The following is a 19,397-nucleotide window of genomic DNA, read 5'->3' as shown; positions in this document are numbered from 1 at the left end:
GAATGACGAAGGTTATCATTCCATTTGATTGAAAGTCAATCTGCCCCCTATTTTTGTAGGGCGACCACTATCGAGCCTATTTGAGTTCAGCCCTCAGTGCCGAGACGGCTGGTCTTGAAGCTGGTTCCAGCGGCACCAGCCACACCTGAGGCAACCGTCCTGCCCTCGCCGCCCCCCTTCGGATAGGTATTGCCGATCATGGCAGGCGCCGTGAGTTCAACTGACGTTTCCGGTGACCGTACCGCCCAGGCAATCAGCGCTCGTGCCGACATCTCGCCGACGCCGCCCGAGACATGCTCCGACGCGGAGACCGGCAACACCGCGATCTGCTCGGCCGTCGGTGCGGGATGGGTCAGCCGGTCGGCGATACCTGAAGTATTGGCCGGCTTGCGACCGACGACGAAGCGCGTGAAATCAGCCGGGGCCGGCTGGACGGATGCCAGAACCGGCGCAACCGCGGGCACAGGTGCGGGCGTCTCGCTTTCCACGGCCTCGATTTCAACAGGCCGCAGCACCGGCAGCGGAACGGTCAGTGAGGCAAGATCGGCAAAGGCCCGGTCGGCAACCGCCTTGTCCTCCGGCTTGGCAAGCTGCGGCGCCAGTCCGATCTCTGCCCGCTTCTGCGGCGTCGGCAGCATGGCGGTGACAAGGCTTCCGGTCACGACGGGATCAGGTGCCTTCACAGGTGCTGCGCGTGCCGTCAGCAGGGCCGGTGCCGCTGCCTTTGGCGTTACGGGCGCATCGTCATCCTCATCCTCACTTGCGGCAATCTCTATCGGCGCGGAGCGGATGCCCTTCTTGCGCTCGGCAAGCGCTACCTGATAGCCCGGCAGCGGACGTCCGTCCGCCGGCAGGTGGATGGTACGCCCGTCAGGGAACAGCCGCGCCAGCTCCTGGCGCGACATGCGCGGCCAGGCGCGCACATTGCCGACATCGAGATGCACGAAGGGCGAACCCGACGTCGGATAATAGCCGACCCCGCCGACCTGCATCTGCATGGCAAGCGCACGCAGCGTCGCAAGCTTGACGCCCGGGATATAGAAATCCATCGCCTTGCCGAGCATGTGCTGGCTGCGCTTGGCGACACCGGTATTGCGCGAGCGGTTGCGCAGCATGTTGTTGGTGGCCGGCGAGCGATAGGCCGAAACGACGTGGATTGTCTCCTTCGCCCCGCTCTTGCGATAGACTTCCCAGACGAGATCAAGCAGACGCGGATCCATCCTGGCAGGCTCGTTGCGCCGCCAGTCACGCAGGAAACGGTTGATCTGGTTCAGCCCGCGCTGATCGTATTTGCCGTTGCGCTTGAAGACGATCGTCGCCCGCTCGCCCGTATGCGTGAAGTAGAGTTTCAGCGCCCGATCCTCCGCCGCCGCCTCGCCCGATCCGGCAATGACAGCGAAAACGAAGGCCGCAACAATCGCCACACGACGGGCGACGACAGACAGAAACCACGCGAACGCGGTTGCCGGAATGGCGGCGATGGCTTGATGAAGGGACACGAACTTCGTCCTTGGTGCGAGACAAGAAAACATCACAGGCACCGCACACGTGGGCGGCGTTAAGCCTTCATTATGGTCAATAGATCCTTAAGAGTGGGTTTATGAGCCACGGATTATATGAGGCGCTGTTTCAAGGAGATGCCGCCTTGCGGCTCTCCAGTTGCGCTGGCAGCGAGAAGTTCGCCATAATTATCTTGCCAAGCGCCATGATCTTCGACGGGAACCCTCGCAAAGCGAGACGAGATCGCATAGTTTCGACGGATCATTATCATCGAAACAGGCCTAAGTTTGTATACCGAAATAGCCATCGTCATCCTCCTCACCATTCTCAACGGCGTCCTGGCGATGTCGGAGCTCGCAATCGTCTCCGCCCGCCCGGCACGCCTCAGAGTTATGGCGGACCAGGGAAGCAGAGGAGCGCGACTGGCTCTGCGCCTCGCAGAGGATCCCGGCCGTTTCCTGTCGACGGTTCAGATCGGCATCACCCTCGTCGGCGTCCTATCAGGTGCCTTCTCGGGTGCGACGCTCGGCGCGCGATTCTCCGCCTGGCTTCTGGCGCAGGGGCTTCCCAATGCCTGGGCGGACGGGCTTGGTGTCGGTACGGTCGTCGTGGCAATCACCTATCTCTCCCTCATCATCGGCGAGTTGGTGCCCAAGCAGATGGCCCTTCGCGCGCCGGAAGCCGTCGCCGCCAAGGTCGCTCCGACGATGACCTACCTGTCGAAGGCGGCTCTGCCGCTCGTCTGGCTGCTCGACGGCTCGGGCAAACTCGTTCTCACCCTGCTCGGCCAGTCCGGAAAGAACGCCGATGGCGTCACCGACGAGGAGATCAAGACGGTTCTCGCCGAAGCCCAGAGTGCCGGCGTGATCGAGAGCGGGGAATCCGCCATGATCACCGGCGTCATGCGTCTTGCCGACAGAACGGCACGCGCGCTCATGACGCCGCGGCGCGACGTCGAGCTGGTCGATATCGAAGATTCCGCCGAGGAGATCCGCAAGACCATTCAGTCGACCGCGCGAACGCGACTGCCGGCCCGCAAGGGCAGCTCCGACGAGGTTCTCGGCGTTCTCGCCGTCAAGGATTACTACGATGCCCTTGAAGCCAACCGGACGGTCGACATCATGACGCTGGTACACGATGTTCCGATCATCTCGGACCTCGCCCCCGCCTCCTCGGTGATCGAATCGATCCGCAAGTCGTCACAGCATATGGTTCTGGTTTTTGACGAATACGGCCACTTCGAAGGTGTGATCACCTCAGGCGACATCCTCGAATCGATCATGGGCGTTTTCGGCGACGCGGCTTCCGGTGAGGAACCGGCGATCAAGCGACGCGAGGATGGCTCCTACCTGGTTTCCGGATGGACGCCGATCGACGAATTCTCGGAATTCATGAACTTCCCCGTTGATGAAGACGTCGAATACCAGACCGTTGCCGGTCTCGTTCTGGAAGAACTGAAGCACCTACCCGAGCTTGGAGAGACCTTCGTCAAGAACGACTGGAAATTCGAGGTGATCGACCTCGACGGGCGGCGCGTCGACAAGCTTCTCGTCAGCGCATTGACGAAGGACGAGGCACGGGCGGAGAACTGATGGGTACGATCAGGGGCCGGAATCGAGCTTGACGGTCCTCACCGCGACCCGATGTGCCATTCTCAGCCTTGCGCCCCATATCTTTCATTCCGAACAGCCATCAGTGTCGAACAACAATCAAGGAATATCCATGTCCGCCACCACCCACGACGCAGACCGGTCTCATGCAGGCCAGCAAAAGTTTGCGGCCCTCCTGCTCGGGGCGATCGGAGTGGTCTATGGCGATATCGGAACGAGCCCGCTCTATGCCTTCCGCGAAGCGCTTCGGCCCTTCGCCCATGACGGCGTGGCGCCGCACGAGGTCATCGGGCTGATCTCGTTGATGATATGGACGCTGACGGTCATCGTCACGTTCAAATACGTGCTGTTTCTGCTGAGGGCGGATAACGAAGGCGAAGGCGGAACCCTTTCCCTGCTGGCCCTCCTCATGAAAAAGACCAGCCGGCACGCGACCGTCTTTTTCTTCGCAGGCATCATCGGCGCAGCACTGTTCATCGGCGACGCGATGATCACGCCTGCCTTGTCGGTGCTGTCGGCGCTCGAAGGGCTGAAGCTCGTAACGCCGGTCTTCACGCCCTACATCCTGCCGATCGCCGTCGCGATCATGCTGCTCCTGTTTTTCGTCCAGTCGGTCGGCACCGCGTCCGTGTCGAAACTCTTCGGTCCGATAACGCTCCTGTGGTTTCTCGTGATGGGCCTTGGCGGACTTGTCCACATCGCCGACGATCCCGCGATCTTCGCAGCGCTCAATCCGCTCTACGCCTTCGACTTCATCACCCATGCAGGCCTCATCGGCCTCGTGGTCCTCGGCGCCGTCTTCCTGACGGTGACGGGTGCGGAAGCCCTTTATGCCGACCTCGGTCATTTCGGCAGGAAGCCGATCCAGGTCGCCTGGTTCGCAGTGGTCTTCCCATCCCTCCTCCTCAACTACCTCGGCCAGGGCGCGCTTGTGCTTGCCAGCCCGCAGGCTGCGTCTGATCCCTTCTTCCTGCTGTTTCCGGAATGGGCGATCCTTCCGGTGGTCCTTCTTGCCACCGCAGCCACGATCATCGCCAGCCAGGCCGTCATTACCGGGGCGTTCTCTCTTGCCCGTCAGGCCATCCATCTCGGCTTCCTTCCGCGGCTGGAGATTTGCTTCACCTCCGCTTCCAACACCGGCCAGATCTACGTCCCGGCGGTCAACATGACGCTTCTCATCGGTGTGCTTGCCCTGATCTTCGCGTTCGGTTCCTCCGAGGCCCTTGCCACGGCATACGGAATTTCGGTCACGGGTGCGATGGTCGTCACGACGATCCTGTCCTTCCAGTTTCTACGCGTCGTGTGGGGATGGAACGTGGCCTCAGCACTGGCGGCACTCCTGCCGCTCCTCGTGCTTGAAAGCATCTTCCTCGGCGCGAATCTCCTGAAGATCCACGACGGCGGCTATGTCCCGATCCTGATCGCCGGCGCGCTGATGATAATGATGTGGACCTGGAAGAAGGGAACCCTGCTGGTGCGCCAGAAGTCCGCAAGCAACGACGTACCCCTGATGCAGTTTCTGACGTCGATCGAACGGAAGTCGGATCACGCCCCCGCCCAGGTTCCGGGCACAGCGATCTTCCTGACCAGCCTTCCTGATATGACGCCCGGCGTGCTCCTGCACAACCTGAAGCACAATCGCGTTCTTCACGCGCGCAATGTCATCCTCAATGTGAAGACCGCCCCGCGCCCCTATGTGCCGGAAGCGGATCGGGTGACGATCGAAAGGCTGTCGGAGCGCTTCATCAAGATCCAGCTCCTGTTCGGCTTCATGGAGGATCAGGACGTCTCCAAGGCCCTGCCGCTCTGCCGCAAGGCGGGCTTCGACTTCGAGATCATGTCGACCTCGTTCTATGTCGGCAGGCGCAAGCTCGTCGGCGATCCGAATACCGGCCTTCCGGCCTGGCAGGACCGGCTCTTCATCGCCATGGCCGGCTTTGCCATCGACCCTTCGGATTATTTCCAGCTTCCCAGCAACCGCGTGGTGGAACTCGGAGAGCAGATGGTCATCTGACCGCGGCCGCGTGGATCGTCCACGCCCGTCCATCCATATGTCGCAGAACAGACTCGAAGCGCTGCCGAAGGCAACCCGCAGCCATTGTAGGCGCGCCCTCATCTTTCAATTTCTCTGAACCTTAAGCCCAGTTCATTTCATTTGTTTGAACCAGCCTCGATACCTATATTCTAGTTGTAACGATGAGGCTGAAGAAAAGGAGGCCGATCATGTTGCAGACAGTAGGCTTCAATATCCTCCAGGCTTTCTTCGCTTTCCGCGCACGCATGTTTCGGGTGGCGGCACGCGAGCATATCAGGCAGGAAATGAAGCATTATCCGCCGCATCTCGCGGCCGATATCGGCGCCCTGCCCGCTCTCGATGAGCAGCAGCGATAGTTCAAAATCGCTTATGATACTCATAAAATCTATTCGTTTGAATGATGAGTGTCGCAAGCGCATATTTCACCTCAAGGATACGGCAATCCCGTGTCTCGCAAGGAAAGGAAACGGCAATGACCTCGATGACCTACAGAGATGGCGGCAAGAGCGTGTCGTCCCATAGCAGCCATTCCTCGATCGGTTCCTATGCCGACAAGCTCGTGCGCGCATGGCGCCGGTGGCAGACGGAACGCCAGATCGAATCCATGCCTTTCGACATCCGCAAGGATATCGGCTGGCCGAGCGCCGATGAAACCGGCAAGCGCAGAGCTCACTAACGACAGGGCTCGTGAATGCAAAACCATGCAATGAATGCGACATACCTCCCAAGCTAAAGGTGGTGCCTGCCCCACGCAGCACCGCCTTTTTCATGTCCGTCGCCTACCTTCCCCGGTGAATTTTCACAGCACCACCCCGCCGCAGCGACACTTTTTGCTTCGCTCGCGCCGCAAATCTCCTCTCATGTCGCAGATTTGCTCTTCCTAGCCGCATTTTTCCATGCCAGTGTCGCTTTTAGAACATCGGAACGACGCATTCCACGCGACCAATATGCAGTCGCCCTCGAGCATGGATTTTCCAATGAACAAGATGCAGCTCAAGAAACGTTCCGTAGTCTTCTTCATGGTCCCTCAATTCACCATGCTGCCCTTTTCGGCGGCGGTGGATACACTGCGCATCGCAAACCGCATGCTCGGCTATCAGGCCTATACGTGGCGCCTGACCTCGGTCGACGGCGAAAAGGTCTATTCCTCTTGCGGCATCGGCGTGGAGGCCAATTCCTCGCTCGCCGAAGAGCGTCGCCATCTCGGCGGTGAAAACCGGCCGGGCATGGTGCTCGTCTGTTCCGGCATCGATGTCGAGACCTTCAACAATAAATCCGTCAATGCCTGGCTGCGCGAATCCTACAATCGCGGCGTGGCCGTCGGTTCGCTCTGTACGGGCGCGCATGTGCTTGCCCAGGCCGGTCTCCTGAACGGCAAGCGCTGCGCGATCCACTGGGAAAACCTGCCGGGCTTCTCCGAGGCCTTCCCGCAGGCCGAGGTCTATGCCGACCTCTACGAGGTCGATAACAATCTCTACACCTGCGCCGGCGGCACGGCCTCGCTCGACATGATGCTGAACCTCGTCGGCGAGGATTTCGGCGAAAGCCTCGTCAACCGCATCTGCGAGCAGCACCTGACCGACCGCGTGCGCAACCCGCACGACCGCCAGCGCTTGCCGCTGCGCGCCCGCCTCGGCGTCCAGAACGCCAAGGTGCTGTCGATCATCGAGCTGATGGAAGGTAATCTCGCCGAGCCGCTGTCGCTGCTCGAAATCGCCGAGGGTGCCGGCCTGTCGCGCCGCCAGATCGAACGCCTGTTCCGCCAGGAAATGGGCCGGTCGCCAGCCCGCTACTATCTGGAAATACGCCTTGACCGCGCCCGCCACCTGCTGGTGCAGTCCTCCATGCCGGTCGTCGAAGTCGCCGTTGCCTGCGGCTTCGTCTCCGCCTCACACTTCTCCAAGTGTTATCGCGAACTCTACCAGCGCTCCCCGCAACAGGAGCGCGCCGATCGCAAGATGACTATGGCGACAGCTCGTCAGCAGGCGGTTGCTGCGTAAGACCAAAAGAGTCCGACGGCCGAAAACAGACCAATGCCGCTGTCTTATACAAAAGGCGGCGGCCAAGACAAGACAATACACTGACGTTGTAAGATGTGCTTAGGATGGAACCTCAACGGCTCCCTCTTTGCTGAAAAGCGGAATACAGCACAGCCGAAAGATCAACCAGCATGCATAGACTGCGTCCGGTCCATGGCAACCCGCGTCGCTGAGTAAACCATGAGCAACTACGTGCCGAAGGCTAGGGCCAGGTTTAGCAAGAAAAACGTTGTGTATGTCGGTCGTGATCGCCGCCCCAAAGACCTTGTCGAGTTCGGGTCTCATGTTGTCGAACAGAGCCGAGATCGTTTTGTCTTCTTGGGTCTGCGTTGCGTCGTCGAAAGTTACGGTATCAAAACCATGCAACTTCAACGTATGCCGCAGGGAGTTCTCAAGCATGGGAACAAGAATATATACCGCGCTAATGAAGTCTCCTGAAAAGAACCGCGCGAAGCCACGGCTATACGTCATGAGAACGTCAGTTGGCACGAATGGGGTGTGCCTAAACAGCGCTTGGAAGGTATCCTCTCCAAGGTAAAAACGCCTATTAATCTCATGGCGAGCGACCTCCACCAACCCCATGACATGGATTGCTCGACGCATTCGCTCATGTTCGGCAATCGTCGACCGGATCGCGTCCTTACTATCTCCATCGCCCAAATTGGCTCCATCCGATTTATGGATCACCTTGCCTTCAGAGTCATGGTGGCTCGCACCAAATATCGAAGAAAACGGATGGGCCTTAATGGAGCCGATAGCCTCGCTTTCGAGTTTTTCCGGCGCAGGAGAACGACCGAGATCGGCAAACACAAACAGTAGATCGAGCAGATCTTCGATCTGTTCCAGTTCCTTCTCCAATTCTGCAGCAAGATCGCTGAGATCCGTCGAATGGGAATAGGACGACATTTCCTCTCTTATTCCACCTTGGATCTCGATCAATTGAGACCGAAGTTCCGCTCTGCGCTCACGCTTGCCTGGGATGCCGTGATACTCGGCAATCGCCTCGCTAAGCCAGTGCGATGCCAGCATTGCAGAGCTGTGTCGTTGGGCCTCGGCCACGAGCGCCTCTGCCGCTTCGGTCTGACATCTGAACCTACCCTCCTCATCCTTGGCGTCATGATAAGCCTTTGATGCCAGGCGCCAGAGTTCAATGATCATATGCGAGCTAGGCTCCGGCAAGTCGCTGCGCAGATAGGCTTCTATTGCCGCTGCAACAATCGCACTGCCCGAGATGCCAAACGAAAAATCCATTCCGCAGAACCAGAGGACCGGCACGGGGTTCTTGCCTTGGATCGCTCTAGCCCAGATGTACGGAACCAAAGCCTTTGCGGATACTACCTCCTCGCTCTCCCAACCCAGTGGACGCCCCATCTGCACGGCGCGCTGAAGCATATCCCTGGCAGCTAGGCCGAGCAGAGGATCACCTCTGTCTTGCCTGTCCTTGTAGACGCCGGACGCTAGTCCCTCCACGACTTCGGCATACGCCCGTACGGCAATTCGACCAAGTTCGTGGCGCCGGCGTTCAAGGAGCCAACAGACATCCGCGAGCCGCGCCCTGAGTAGGGGATTTCTAGTTCGCGACGCTGCATAGGCCAGCGCAGCCACCGGGCCTCCGCGAAAGTCCTCTGGTATTGGCGAGCGTTGATCACCCATAGCCATTATGGGACCATAGGGAGCATTTCGATCTTCGGGCTTGAAGTAAAAGCTCGTTATCGCGGACAGCATTGCGAAGACTCGGGATGCAGGATGCTCTTCGCCTTCCTTCTCACGAACCTTTGCCGCTTCTCGAAAACGGTTGTTTAGCTCGTGGTAGTCGGCATCAACGCAATCAGCAATCGGCGCTTCGAAATCTACCTGTTCAAAATCCTCGACGGTCGCTTGCAGCCACAGCCGTGTCTGTTGATCATTTCTTTCGTCCGACCGCGGCCCACCACCCATCTCACTGCCTTTTACCGTCATGAGCGATCCTCCCGCTTTCAGGCCATGGCCCATCTCCTCAGCGCTATTGACAGGCTGAAGATGCAATGAGTTTCCAACTCCTGTGGAAACTGCCTCATCTCAAAGATCACGCCGTCGCAAATTTAAGACGAAGAAGAAATGCCGCGCGGTGCAAGCCCCCCTACTGCGCCGCCTCTTCCGTCATCCTCGCATCGGAATAGACCAGATTCCGGCCCTTGTGCTTGGCCATGTAGAGGAACTGGTCTGCCGCGTTCAGATAATTCTCGAAGGTCTCGTAACCGGCGATCTCGGCAACACCGATCGATACCGTCACCGACAGTTCCTCATCGTCGGCCGTCACCCTGAGGCGGGAAAGATCCGAGCGGATCTCGTCGCAGAGCTTGGTGGCCGCCAGCGAATCCATCTGCGGGAAGAGAATGGCGAATTCCTCGCCGCCGAGGCGCGAGAGGAGATTGTCGCTGCCTTCGAAGATCGTCTGCAGCCTGTCTGCGACAGCCTTCAGCACCTTGTCGCCGATCTCATGGCCATAGGTGTCGTTCAGCCGCTTGAAATGGTCAATATCGAGAATGGCGACCGCGCTCGACATTTTCAGCCGCAGGCATTCGTTCACCAGCTTTGGGCCGTTGTCGTAGAAATAGCGCCTGTTATAGAGGCCGGTCAGGTAATCGCAGGCTGCCGCCGCGCGCAGTTGCTTCATCTGCGTCAGCGTCTCGACATTGTTGGCGATGCGGCATTGCAGCTCTTCGGCCACGAACGGCCGGTAGACAAAGTCGCTGGCGCCGGCTTTCAGGAAGCTCGCCGAGAGCATGCGGTCGTTCGACGAGGAAACACCGATGACGCGCAGCTTGTCCGAGCCGAACCGGTGGCGGATGCGCCGCGTCAGCTCATAGCCGCTCATATCGGGCATGTGATGGTCCGTGACGACGAGTTCGATATCGCTGTAGGCCTCGAGAGCCGCAATCGCCTCAAGCCCGGAACTGGCTTCGACGACCATATATTGCTGGGCTTTCAGGAGATCGACCAGGACCTGGCGCGCAGATGAAACGTCGTCGACGACGAGCACTCGCGTCTTGCGGTTCATGATCGCCCGGCGCACGGTCGCGACCAGATTGTCGAGCGCGAATTCGTTGTCCTTCAGCACATAGTCTATGACGTTGCGCTCGAGAATGCGGGCGCGGGTGTTAAGGTCGAAGGTCGCCGTAAAGACGATCGCCGGAATATCGTGCTCGATCGTGCAGTCGAGCGCCTCGCCATAGGGTGCGTCAGGCAGGTTCAGGTCGACGACGGCCATACTGTAACCGTGGCCGTCCTGCGAGAGTTCTTCGCGCAACGCCTTCAGCGAGGAACAGCAGACAACGCTGAGGTTGAGCTCGGTCTGGAACCGATGGCAGAGCACGGCGGAAAACATCCGGGAATCCTCAACCAGAAGTATGCGGATTCCTCCAAACCGAGGACCTGCATTCTCCCGCTGAAAATCCCCCTGGAATGTCACAGCTGCCTATCCCTCCACACGCCCGAAGGGGTCGACTCGCCCCCTCTTGCTGTGCCGGACGATAGCCGAGGCCTTCCCTTCCGTGAAGAGGCAAATGATGACAGCAACACCTGCGATTGCAGAAATATGAGTCACCGTCATATATTTCGGGTGTGAGTCGATCACAGAGCCGTTTCCCTGCACCCGATCTTTGCGGCAGGGTCAGGCAACAGCCCGTTCCTTGCGCATCGACTGGATCTGCAGAAGCGTATCCAGGTTCTGGTTGACGCGGCAGTAGAACTCTTCGTCGATGAACGGGCGCAGCATGAAGTCGTTGCCGCCGGCCTTCAAGAACCGCGCCGAAAGCAGGCGGTTGGAAGAGGAGGAAACGCCAATGATGCGCAGCTCATGCGAACCGATCGAGGCGCGGATTCGGCGTGTCAGTTCAAAGCCGTCAATATCGGGCATGTTGTAGTCGGTGACCATCAAGCCGATATCGCGGTTGGCCTTGAGGATCTCCAGCGCCTTGGCGCCGCTCTCGGCGGTGCTGACGCGGAAATTATAGCGCTTCAGGCGGCTGGAAAGCAGCGCGCGGGCTGTGGCGCTGTCATCGACGATCAGCACGTGATGGCGGTGATTTGTGAGGAACCGGCAGATCGATTCCGCCAGCAGGTCGACGGCAAAGATATTGTCCTTGAGGATATAGTCGACGATATCCTTGGCGAGCAGCTTGTCGCGCATGCCTTCGTGGAAGGTGCCGGTAAAGACGATCGTGGGGATCGACAGATCGACCAGATATTCCAGCGCCTCGCCGTTTTCGGCGCCCGGCAGGTTGATATTGGAGATGGCGAGCGTAATCGGATCTGAAGACTTGTCGTAGGAAAGCTGCAGCTCTTCGAAGCTGCGGCAGATCTCGACATCGATATCGAAGAGTTCCTTCAGGCGCTTCCCGATCATTGAAGTGAAGACGTTGGAATCTTCAGCGAGGATAATGCGTGCGCCAGCAAACATTTCTCCGGAATATTGCATCCCCGAAATACCTAGAAACGCCATGACAAACCTTTAAAATGGAAATTCTGTCCCCGAACGAAACGGTTACATGAATTCATTTGAACAATTATTAATCGGCTTGCCATAGCCAGCTATGAAAAGGGCGACCGATGGTGCGGCCGCCCTTTTCTTGTCAATATGATTAAGAAATCACGCCCGAAGTGCCGCATTCTCCGTATCGAACGGGCTCTCGCCGACGACGGTCGCATTGTAGGTCGTGCCGAGGATCTTGATCTTCAGCTTCGTGCCTTCCTTGGCATAATCGGGCCGCAGCATGGCAAGCGCCAGCGAGCGGTTGATACGGAAGCCGAACGTGCCGTTAGTGGCACGGCCGACAAGCTCGCCCGCCTCGTTGTAGATCGCCTCCGAGCCCCGCGCATCGACATCATTGCCGGTCTCGACAACAAGCGTCGCGAAGTTCCACTTGAGACCCTTTTCCTTATAGGAAAGCAGGCCCTCGCGGCCGAGGAATTCCTTCTCCGGCTTGATGAAGCGGTCGAGGCCGGATTCATAGGCATTGTACTCGATCGACATTTCGCGCGGGATCAGGCGATAGGACTTCTCGACCGACATCGAGAGCATGGCGCGGATGCCGAAGGGCTTGATGCCGAATTCGGCACCGGCTTCCATCAGCTTGTCGAAGATGTAGTTCTGCATCTCGATCGGGTGATGCAGCTCCCAGCCGAGCTCGCCGACGAAATTGACGCGCAGTGCATGTGCGTTGGCCGCACCGACAGAGATCTCCTTGCCAGAAAGCCAGGGGAAATCCTTGTTGTCGAGGCTGGTGCGCGTCAGCTTCTTCAGGACATCGCGCGACTTCGGGCCGGCGAGCACCAGCACACCGTAGGCCTGGGTGATCGGCGTAAACTTCACGCTGCCGTCTGACGGCAGAAGCTTGCGCATATAGTCATGATCGTGTGCTTCGTAAGCACCGGCCGAGACGAGATAGAAGGTGCCGGGCGCGCTTTCATAGACGGTGAATTCCGCGCGCACGCCGCCTTCCTTGGTCAGCATGTGGCAGAGCGCGATACGGCCACGCTTCTTCGGGATCGCATTGGCGAAGATCGATTCCAGCCATGCGCGTGCGCCAGGGCCTGTCACCAGCGCCTTGGCGAAAGCCGACATGTCGAGCACGCCGACATTCTTATGGACGTTCATCACCTCGTTGCCGACATGCTCGAAATAGTTCGAGCGGCGGAACGACCACTTCTCCAGAATGCGGCCGTCTTCGGTCGGATCCGAATGGTTATGGTTAGTGAGAACATCGGCGCCGACACCGATCTGGTCCTTCGGCAGGTCGTATCCCTCGGGTGCAAACCAGTTGGCCCGCTCCCAGCCGTAGACCGAGCCGAATACGGCACCGAGCTTCTTCAGGCGCTCGTAGACCGGCGTGGTCTTCAGCGGGCGGGCGGCAGCGCGCTCCTCGTCCGGATAATGCATGGTGAAGACGTTGGCATAGGCCTCCTCGTTCTTGGCGATGAGGTAGCCTTCCTTCGCATAGGGGCCGAAGCGGCGCGGGTCGACGCCCATCATGTCGACGGTCGGCTCGCCATCGACGATCCATTCGGCAAGCTGCCAGCCGGCGCCGCCGGCCGCAGTGATGCCGAAGGAATGTCCTTCGTTCAGCCAGAAGTTCTTCAGGCCCGGTGCGGGGCCGACGATCGGGTTGCCGTCGGGCGTATAGGCGATGGCACCGTTATAGACCTTCTTGATGCCGACTTCGCCGAAGGCCGGCACGCGGGCGATCGCCGTTTCGATATGCGGCATGAGGCGCTCGAGTTCTTCCTGGAAGAGCTCATATTCGCTGTCATCGGAGGGACCGTTGACATAACAGACCGGTGCGCCCTGCTCGTAAGGGCCGAGCAGCAGCCCGCCATTTTCCTCGCGCATGTACCAGGCGCTGTCGGCTTCACGGAGCACGCCCATTTCCGGCAGGCCCTTGGCCTTGCGGGCGAGAATATCGGGATGCGGCTCAGTGACGATATACTGATGCTCGACCGGAATGACGGGAATGTTGATGCCCACCATATCGCCGGTCTTGCGGGCGAAGTTGCCGGTGCAGGAGATGATGTGTTCGGCGGTGATCTCGCCCTTGTCCGTCGTCACCTTCCAGAGCCCGTCAGACTGCTGCTCGACTGCGGTGACCGTCGTGTTGCGGTAGATCGTAGCACCCCGGTCTCGAGCACCCTTGGCAAGTGCCTGGGTGAGGTCCGCCGGCTGGATATAGCCGTCATCGGGATGCTGGATGGCGCCGAGCAGACCATCGGTCTCGCAGAGCGGCCAGATCTCCTTCACCTGCTCGGGCGTCAGGATATTGACCTTGACGCCGATCGTTTCGGCGATGCCGGCATAGTACATGAATTCGTCCCAGCGGTCTTTGGTACGGGCGAGACGAATATTGGAAACCTTGCTGAAACCGACATTCATGCCGGTTTCCTCTTGCAGCTCCTGATAGAAACGGACGGAATATTTATGGATCTGGCCGACCGAGTAGCTCATGTTGAACAGCGGCAGCAGGCCGGCTGCATGCCAGGTCGAGCCTGATGTCAGCTCCTTGCGCTCGATGAGCACGCTGTCGCCCCATCCCTTCTTCGCAAGGTGATAGAGCGTCGAAACGCCGACCACGCCGCCGCCGATGACCACTGCCCGCGCATGTGACTTCATGGAAAATACCCTCTTCAACCTGATATCCGGCAGCCCAGGCCGGACGAACCATGTCACGAACTATGCCGTGAGGCATGCGCCACGAGAGGCCTGTTTACGACATGGGAAAAGCTTGCCGCGACGACACGCAAATAGACAAGCGTCAAAAGTCGCAAGGCTCAAAAAATCATGAAAACGACTGTTTCGGAGCCCGGGCCGCCGTCACTTGATGATGGCAGAGCCCTTGACGATCTCGATCGTCTCGTCGCCGGAAAGCCCGATACGGTCGCCATCGGGCGTCGTCATGAAGCAGCCGGAGGGGCAGACCCGCTCGGATGCGCCGGCATCCACGACGACTTCCACACGGTTGCCGCCTTCGGTGACGGTCAGCACCACGGCTGCATCATCCTTGTTGGTGACGGAGGCGGCCAGCGCCAGAGGTGCGGCGGAAAGGAGAAGAAGAAATGCGACTGCGGATCGTGTCACGACATGCGACATAGGCTACACGCCCTCCCCTGGAGCGCTCGTCGCTGCGCCTGCAGCGATCGATTGCATGAGGTTATAGCGCAAGACCCGTGAATGAGCGCTGAATGACCCGTTCAGCCTTTGAGCTTGCCGTCCGCCGTCTTGCCGCGCAATTGCCGCACCGGCCGCTCGTCTTCTACCATCTCTATTTCCTTGACCTCGTCTTCCGCCGTGGCCTCTTCTGGCTCGTCAGGCTTCTGGACAAGCACCTTTTCCGCATCCGCATTCGCCTGACGATGGATAGTCAGATCGCTCTGCGGCAGCGGAATCTCGATGCCCTCCGCCTTGAAGCGCCTCAGGATTTCGATCCTGAGATCGTTGCGCACCGTCAGGCCGTCACCCATGTCGGCCAGGAAGAAGCGCAGCTCGAAATCGAGCGAGTAAGGGCCGAAGCGCAGGAACTCGACATGCGGTTCCGGATTGCGCAGGATCAGCGGCACGGCAGCCGTCAGTTCCAGCAGAATATCCATCACCTTGCGCGGATCGGCCTCATAGCTGACGGAAACCGGGATTTCCGAACGTCCGAGCTTGTTGCGATGTGTCCAGTTGCCGACGAGCCCGTTGATGAGCTCCGAATTCGGCACGATGATCGATTGCTTGCGGAAGGTCTCGATTTCGGTCGCGCGCACCGAGATGCGCTTGACGATGCCTTCGGCCGTTCCCGAAACGACGTGGTCGCCCACCTTGAAGGGGCGCTCGACGAGCAGGATCAGGCCGGAGACGAAGTTGGACACGATGTTCTGCAGGCCGAAACCGATACCGACCGACAGCGCCGAGGCGACGAGTGCAAGGTTGGAAAGGTCGATGCCCGCCGCCGAAATGCCGAAGATCGCCGCCACACCGACGCCGAGATAACCGATGCCCGTCTTGACCGAATTGCGCACCCCGAGATCGACGTGGCTGCGCGCCATGACATTGCTGTCCAGCCACTTCTGCACCCAGCGCGTCGCAAGATAGCCGCCGGCAAAGAGCAGGATGCCGGTGAAGATGCCGACGAGCGAAATGCTGATGCCACCGAGCCGCACCTCGGTAAACAGCCGATAGGCAAGCAGCTGCAGATCCTGCACATGAAAGCCCCAGAGCAGCAGGATGAGCGGAATGCCGGTCAGGAGCGCCACCGCATAGATCAGCAGGCCGACGACCAGCCCCACCTGATCGATCGCCACCGGCCCGAGCTTGAAGCGGGTTTCCAGGAAACGCCCGAGGAACGTATCGCCGAAATTATCCTGCCGCGAGATCGCCTTGCCGAGCAGCAGGCCGATATAGGTCGTCACGATGATGGCGCTGGTGATGATGAGCTGGGTGGCGACGAAACGCGCCAGGCCCACGTAACCCGAGAGCGCCGCAAGGATGAGGCCTGCGCCGAAGACCCGCAGCAGGATCGCCATGCCACGAGGCCAATGGCGGCCGGGCGCATCGGGATCGCCATTCTTCGCCAGCATCGGCTTTCCGAAGGACACGGCGATCAGGATGAGACCGATGATCAGCGCAGCAAGCAGGCTGCGCACGACGGTCAGAACCAGCGGCGATCCCATCGCCTCACCGATGGCGCCGAAGAGATAGTCGAGCGCGTTGACGACGGCCATGGCGATCAGGCAATAGCCGACCGAGCGAGCGCCGAGATTGGAAAGCCGCACCAGCCGCCACGACGGATCATTCGGCGCAAAGACGGCGTTGACGAAGCGGCCGACGAAGTAAACGAGGCCGATCGAGCCGAAGAGCGCGCCGATGACAGGCGTGATGTCGCTCCTGAGCACATTGAAGCCGTCGAGGAAGATCAGCGACGTCACCAGCAGCACATCGAGCGCGGCCGTGCGGATCAGCGTCGACCAGAAGGCAAAGGCAAGGCGGCTGATATAGGACGGTTCTTCGACATGGACGTCGCGCCGCAGATACTGGCCGAAAAGCCGGTAGCCGCCGGAAAGCAGGATCAGGGCCGTCGCGAGCGACAGGAAGATCGCCGCAAAGAGCGACAGGCTCTTGAACTTCCAGACGAAGGTGATCCAGCTCGAAAACGTCTGGGAAAACTCGCTCACTTCCTGAACGAAGGCACTGGTCGCATCGTCGAAAACGGAGACGGAGATTTCGGTGCGCCGGAACAGCGTATCGGCAAAGAGCTGGCGGCGCGTCGCCGTGATCACGTTGGAAAGCTTGGTGATTGCGATCGACAGGTTCTCCGCGTCACCCGTGACGGCATTGATCTGCGAGCGTTCTGATGTCAGCGCGTTGCGCTCGTCGGCAACGATCTGCGCTTCCGGCGGCTGCCCGTCCTTCGGCGGCTCGCCAAGCTCGGTCAGGCGGCTCTTGATCTGATCGAAACGCGGGCGCAAGCTGACGGACGTGGCTATAACGCCGCGGCCGAGTTCATCCGTCTGGCCGGCAAGCTCTACGAGAGCGTCGTCATTGTCGGCATTCTGCTTGACGCGGTCCTGCAGCGAAACAAGCTGGTTCTTCGCCTTGTCGATATCCTTCAGCGCCTGATCGAGCGCGCTGCTGGCAAGGGGCGCCTCGGTTGCAACCGCCTGAGCTGGTGCTGGCTGGGTTGGTGCTGCCTGCGCCGGAGCCTCTTGCGTCTGGGCCTCGGCCGCAGGTTGTACGGCCTGTGCGAAAGCGGCCTTTCCATCGACATGCAGGCCGGCAACAGCCAGCGACAACAGAAGAACGGTGCGAAACAGCCAGTGTGTCAAGCGCAAGAAGTCCCCGCGTGGATTCGTGTCAAAGGTAATTGCCCCGCTTCTTATAGGAAAGAAAGGCGACAGAAAGGCGGAATCTCCAGATAACGGCTCAGAAACCGGAGCCGGGAAGCGCCAGATAGGCCAGTTCGGCCTCGCTCGACGGCCGCCCGATAACGGCATTGCGATGCGGAAAACGCCCATATGTCGCGATCACGTCGCGGTGGCGAAGCGCATAATCACGGAACTCTTCGTCGCCGAGCGCAGTAAAGAGCGCCACCGAACGATCCTGCTCGACGAGGTCTTCCGCATGTTCGAACGGCATGTAGAAGAAAGTCCGCCGGATGTCCTCGATGGCCTGATCGGCACCGACGGCAAGCGCCATCTTCGCCTCGCGCAGCGCCAGTCCATCGGTCGCAAAGGCAAGTGGTGTCGCCCGGTAGATGTTGCGTGGAAACTGGTCGAGCACGATCACTGCGGCAAGCCGGCTTTCGGGGCTCAAGCGCCATTCCTCGGGGACCTCAAGGGCAAGCGACAGGTGGGTTGCGCGAAACCGCGCCCGGATTTCCTCGTCCAGTTCGGCGGTCGAGCCGAACCATTCCTTCCGGCTGCAGCGGACGAACCAGAAATCATAGACTTCGCCGGGCGTGCAGACGATATCCGTGTTCATGATCCCTCCCCGCAGCCTTAGTTGGCGGTAAAGACGAGCATGGCTCTCGTACCGCTGTGCTGCCCGTCATAGACAAGTTCGGCTTTCAGGCTGGCCGCCATTGCGTTCAATATCTTCGTGCCGAGACCGGTTCCCTTCGCCGGGCTCAAGGGGTCGAAACCCCGGCCGCCGTCTTCAACAGTGACCCTGAGCACATCGCTATCCTGCTCGACGATAACATTGATCTCGCCCGGGCTGCCATCCGAATAGGCATATTTGAAGGCATTGGTGACGAGCTCGCTGACGATGAGGCCGAGCGTGATGACCTTGTCGGTCGCCAGATTGACGGGCTGGGAGGTCAGCACCACGCGATGCGGCCGTTTTTCGTCGCGCATCGAGGCTTCGAGCTCGGTCAGGAGGCTGCTGAGATACTCATCCACCTGCACCGTACCGACCTGCCGGTTGGTGTAGAGGCGGCGATGGACGCTGGCGATCGCATTGATGCGCATCTGCGTTTCCTGCAGCGCGTCGATCGCCACCTGGTCGCTGGTCATGGAGGATTGCATGCGGATCAGCGCGCCGACAAGGCCGAGGCTGTTGGCGATGCGGTGATTGACTTCGGCAAGCAGCATTTCCGCATGGTCGCGCTGCTGGCGGATCACCTCCTGCGCCTGCGCCGTATCGCGGCGGAAGCGCGCCCGCTCCAGCCCCTGTTCGAGTGCCGCGGCCAGAAGATCGAAATAATCAGGCGAAACGCCCTTCAGAACATAGTCATCCGCGCCGGCCTTCAGCGCTGCGACCGCAATGCTCGTATCGCCGGAACCGGTGGCGTAGATGACAGGCGGATGATCGGGCATCGCCGTGATGCGCGGCAGGATATCGAGCCCGGTTTCGGCCTTCAGGAAATGATCGAGAACGACGGCTTCGATACCGCCTTCGGCAAGCATCGCAAGGCCGGTCGCTCCGTCGCTCGCCCATTCGAGCTTAAAGCCGCGACGGCCGAGATTCTTCCGCATCAGCAGCGCAAGCTCCTCGTCGTCATCGATATAGAGGATACGGGTCGCTTCACCCGTATCGCCGCTGGACTCGCTCATTCTGCCTCCGGGCGTTTTCCCGCAGCAATACCGGCTGTGAGGCCGCCGAGTCTTTCTGCATGAGACTGTCGTATTGCATCGGCCGGCGCGCGTAAACAGCACCTAACCTTTGGTATGGTGTGATGCCTGATGCCAGACGGATCGAAGGAG

The 19,397-nt window shown here is 59.8% G+C and carries 14 protein-coding genes; 5 read left to right on the top strand and 9 right to left on the bottom strand.

The features are described from left to right. Nucleotides 1-86: 86 nt before the first annotated feature. Nucleotides 87-1,499: a peptidoglycan L,D-endopeptidase MepK gene (locus tag H4W29_RS17355; RefSeq protein ID WP_192730008.1), complete on the bottom strand. Its 1,413-nt coding sequence runs from the start codon at nucleotides 1,497-1,499 to the stop codon at nucleotides 87-89. Nucleotides 1,500-1,787: 288 nt separating this feature from the next. On the opposite strand from H4W29_RS17355, the gene H4W29_RS17350 reads away from it, so the two are divergent. From H4W29_RS17350 to H4W29_RS17330, 5 genes are all read left to right on the top strand, one after another. After that, nucleotides 1,788-3,092, top strand: a complete 1,305-nt coding sequence (locus H4W29_RS17350) for a hemolysin family protein (RefSeq protein WP_192730007.1) — start codon at nucleotides 1,788-1,790, stop codon at nucleotides 3,090-3,092. A gap of 130 nt (nucleotides 3,093-3,222) precedes the next feature. After that, entirely contained in the window at nucleotides 3,223-5,124 is a 1,902-nt protein-coding gene (locus tag H4W29_RS17345; RefSeq protein WP_192730006.1) for a potassium transporter Kup, read from the top strand. A 209-nt stretch (nucleotides 5,125-5,333) separates the two neighbouring features. Further along, entirely contained in the window at nucleotides 5,334-5,501 is a 168-nt protein-coding gene (locus H4W29_RS17340) for a hypothetical protein (protein WP_183740418.1), read from the top strand. A gap of 116 nt (nucleotides 5,502-5,617) precedes the next feature. Continuing rightward, nucleotides 5,618-5,821: a hypothetical protein gene (locus tag H4W29_RS17335; RefSeq protein WP_192730005.1), complete on the top strand. Its 204-nt coding sequence runs from the start codon at nucleotides 5,618-5,620 to the stop codon at nucleotides 5,819-5,821. A 301-nt stretch (nucleotides 5,822-6,122) separates the two neighbouring features. After that, complete coding sequence (locus H4W29_RS17330) at nucleotides 6,123-7,145, top strand: GlxA family transcriptional regulator (RefSeq protein WP_112546808.1); 1,023 nt, start codon at nucleotides 6,123-6,125, stop codon at nucleotides 7,143-7,145. A 99-nt stretch (nucleotides 7,146-7,244) separates the two neighbouring features. Here the strand turns inward: H4W29_RS17330 and H4W29_RS17325 are convergent, their stop codons facing one another. From H4W29_RS17325 to H4W29_RS17290, 8 genes are all read right to left on the bottom strand, one after another. Continuing rightward, complete coding sequence (locus tag H4W29_RS17325; protein WP_246517340.1) at nucleotides 7,245-9,122, bottom strand: DUF7380 domain-containing protein; 1,878 nt, start codon at nucleotides 9,120-9,122, stop codon at nucleotides 7,245-7,247. Nucleotides 9,123-9,303: 181 nt separating this feature from the next. Next, nucleotides 9,304-10,635: a diguanylate cyclase gene (locus H4W29_RS17320; RefSeq protein WP_192730004.1), complete on the bottom strand. Its 1,332-nt coding sequence runs from the start codon at nucleotides 10,633-10,635 to the stop codon at nucleotides 9,304-9,306. Nucleotides 10,636-10,836: 201 nt separating this feature from the next. Then, nucleotides 10,837-11,667 (bottom strand): response regulator, encoded by an 831-nt coding sequence (locus H4W29_RS17315; protein WP_007817860.1) that lies wholly within the window; start codon nucleotides 11,665-11,667, stop codon nucleotides 10,837-10,839. A gap of 147 nt (nucleotides 11,668-11,814) precedes the next feature. Beyond that, complete coding sequence (locus H4W29_RS17310; RefSeq protein WP_192730003.1) at nucleotides 11,815-14,328, bottom strand: GcvT family protein; 2,514 nt, start codon at nucleotides 14,326-14,328, stop codon at nucleotides 11,815-11,817. Nucleotides 14,329-14,529: 201 nt separating this feature from the next. Continuing rightward, a complete protein-coding gene (locus H4W29_RS17305; RefSeq protein WP_192730002.1) occupies nucleotides 14,530-14,805 on the bottom strand; it encodes a hypothetical protein in 276 nt (91 codons plus the stop codon). Nucleotides 14,806-14,906: 101 nt separating this feature from the next. Continuing rightward, entirely contained in the window at nucleotides 14,907-17,525 is a 2,619-nt protein-coding gene (locus H4W29_RS17300) for a mechanosensitive ion channel family protein (protein ID WP_192730001.1), read from the bottom strand. 91 nt (nucleotides 17,526-17,616) lie between these two features. After that, nucleotides 17,617-18,174: a DUF924 family protein gene (locus tag H4W29_RS17295; RefSeq protein ID WP_192730000.1), complete on the bottom strand. Its 558-nt coding sequence runs from the start codon at nucleotides 18,172-18,174 to the stop codon at nucleotides 17,617-17,619. A 17-nt stretch (nucleotides 18,175-18,191) separates the two neighbouring features. Then, nucleotides 18,192-19,247, bottom strand: coding sequence for a sensor histidine kinase (locus H4W29_RS17290; protein ID WP_192729999.1), 1,056 nt, complete (start codon nucleotides 19,245-19,247; stop codon nucleotides 18,192-18,194). Nucleotides 19,248-19,397: the final 150 nt, after the last annotated feature.

The organism is Rhizobium viscosum, assembly GCF_014873945.1.
In the GTDB taxonomy this organism is placed as follows: Bacteria; Pseudomonadota; Alphaproteobacteria; order Rhizobiales; family Rhizobiaceae; genus Rhizobium; species Rhizobium viscosum.
The sequence above is the reverse complement of the archived record's forward strand: the minus strand, read 5'-3'. Positions and strand labels throughout refer to the sequence as shown.

Excerpts from the sequence above, each read along its gene's own strand:
- H4W29_RS17345 (WP_192730006.1), top strand. The coding sequence starts at position 3,223 with ATGTCCGCCACCACCCACGACGCAGACCGGTCTCATGCAGGCCAGCAA.
- H4W29_RS17340 (WP_183740418.1), top strand. The coding sequence starts at position 5,334 with ATGTTGCAGACAGTAGGCTTCAATATCCTCCAGGCTTTCTTCGCTTTC.
- H4W29_RS17335 (WP_192730005.1), top strand. The coding sequence starts at position 5,618 with ATGACCTCGATGACCTACAGAGATGGCGGCAAGAGCGTGTCGTCCCAT.
- H4W29_RS17330 (WP_112546808.1), top strand. The coding sequence starts at position 6,123 with ATGAACAAGATGCAGCTCAAGAAACGTTCCGTAGTCTTCTTCATGGTC.
- H4W29_RS17325 (WP_246517340.1), bottom strand. The coding sequence starts at position 9,122 with ATGGGTGGTGGGCCGCGGTCGGACGAAAGAAATGATCAACAGACACGG.
- H4W29_RS17315 (WP_007817860.1), bottom strand. The coding sequence starts at position 11,667 with ATGGCGTTTCTAGGTATTTCGGGGATGCAATATTCCGGAGAAATGTTT.
- H4W29_RS17310 (WP_192730003.1), bottom strand. The coding sequence starts at position 14,328 with ATGAAGTCACATGCGCGGGCAGTGGTCATCGGCGGCGGCGTGGTCGGC.
- H4W29_RS17305 (WP_192730002.1), bottom strand. The coding sequence starts at position 14,805 with ATGTCGCATGTCGTGACACGATCCGCAGTCGCATTTCTTCTTCTCCTT.
- H4W29_RS17295 (WP_192730000.1), bottom strand. The coding sequence starts at position 18,174 with ATGAACACGGATATCGTCTGCACGCCCGGCGAAGTCTATGATTTCTGG.
- H4W29_RS17290 (WP_192729999.1), bottom strand. The coding sequence starts at position 19,247 with ATGAGCGAGTCCAGCGGCGATACGGGTGAAGCGACCCGTATCCTCTAT.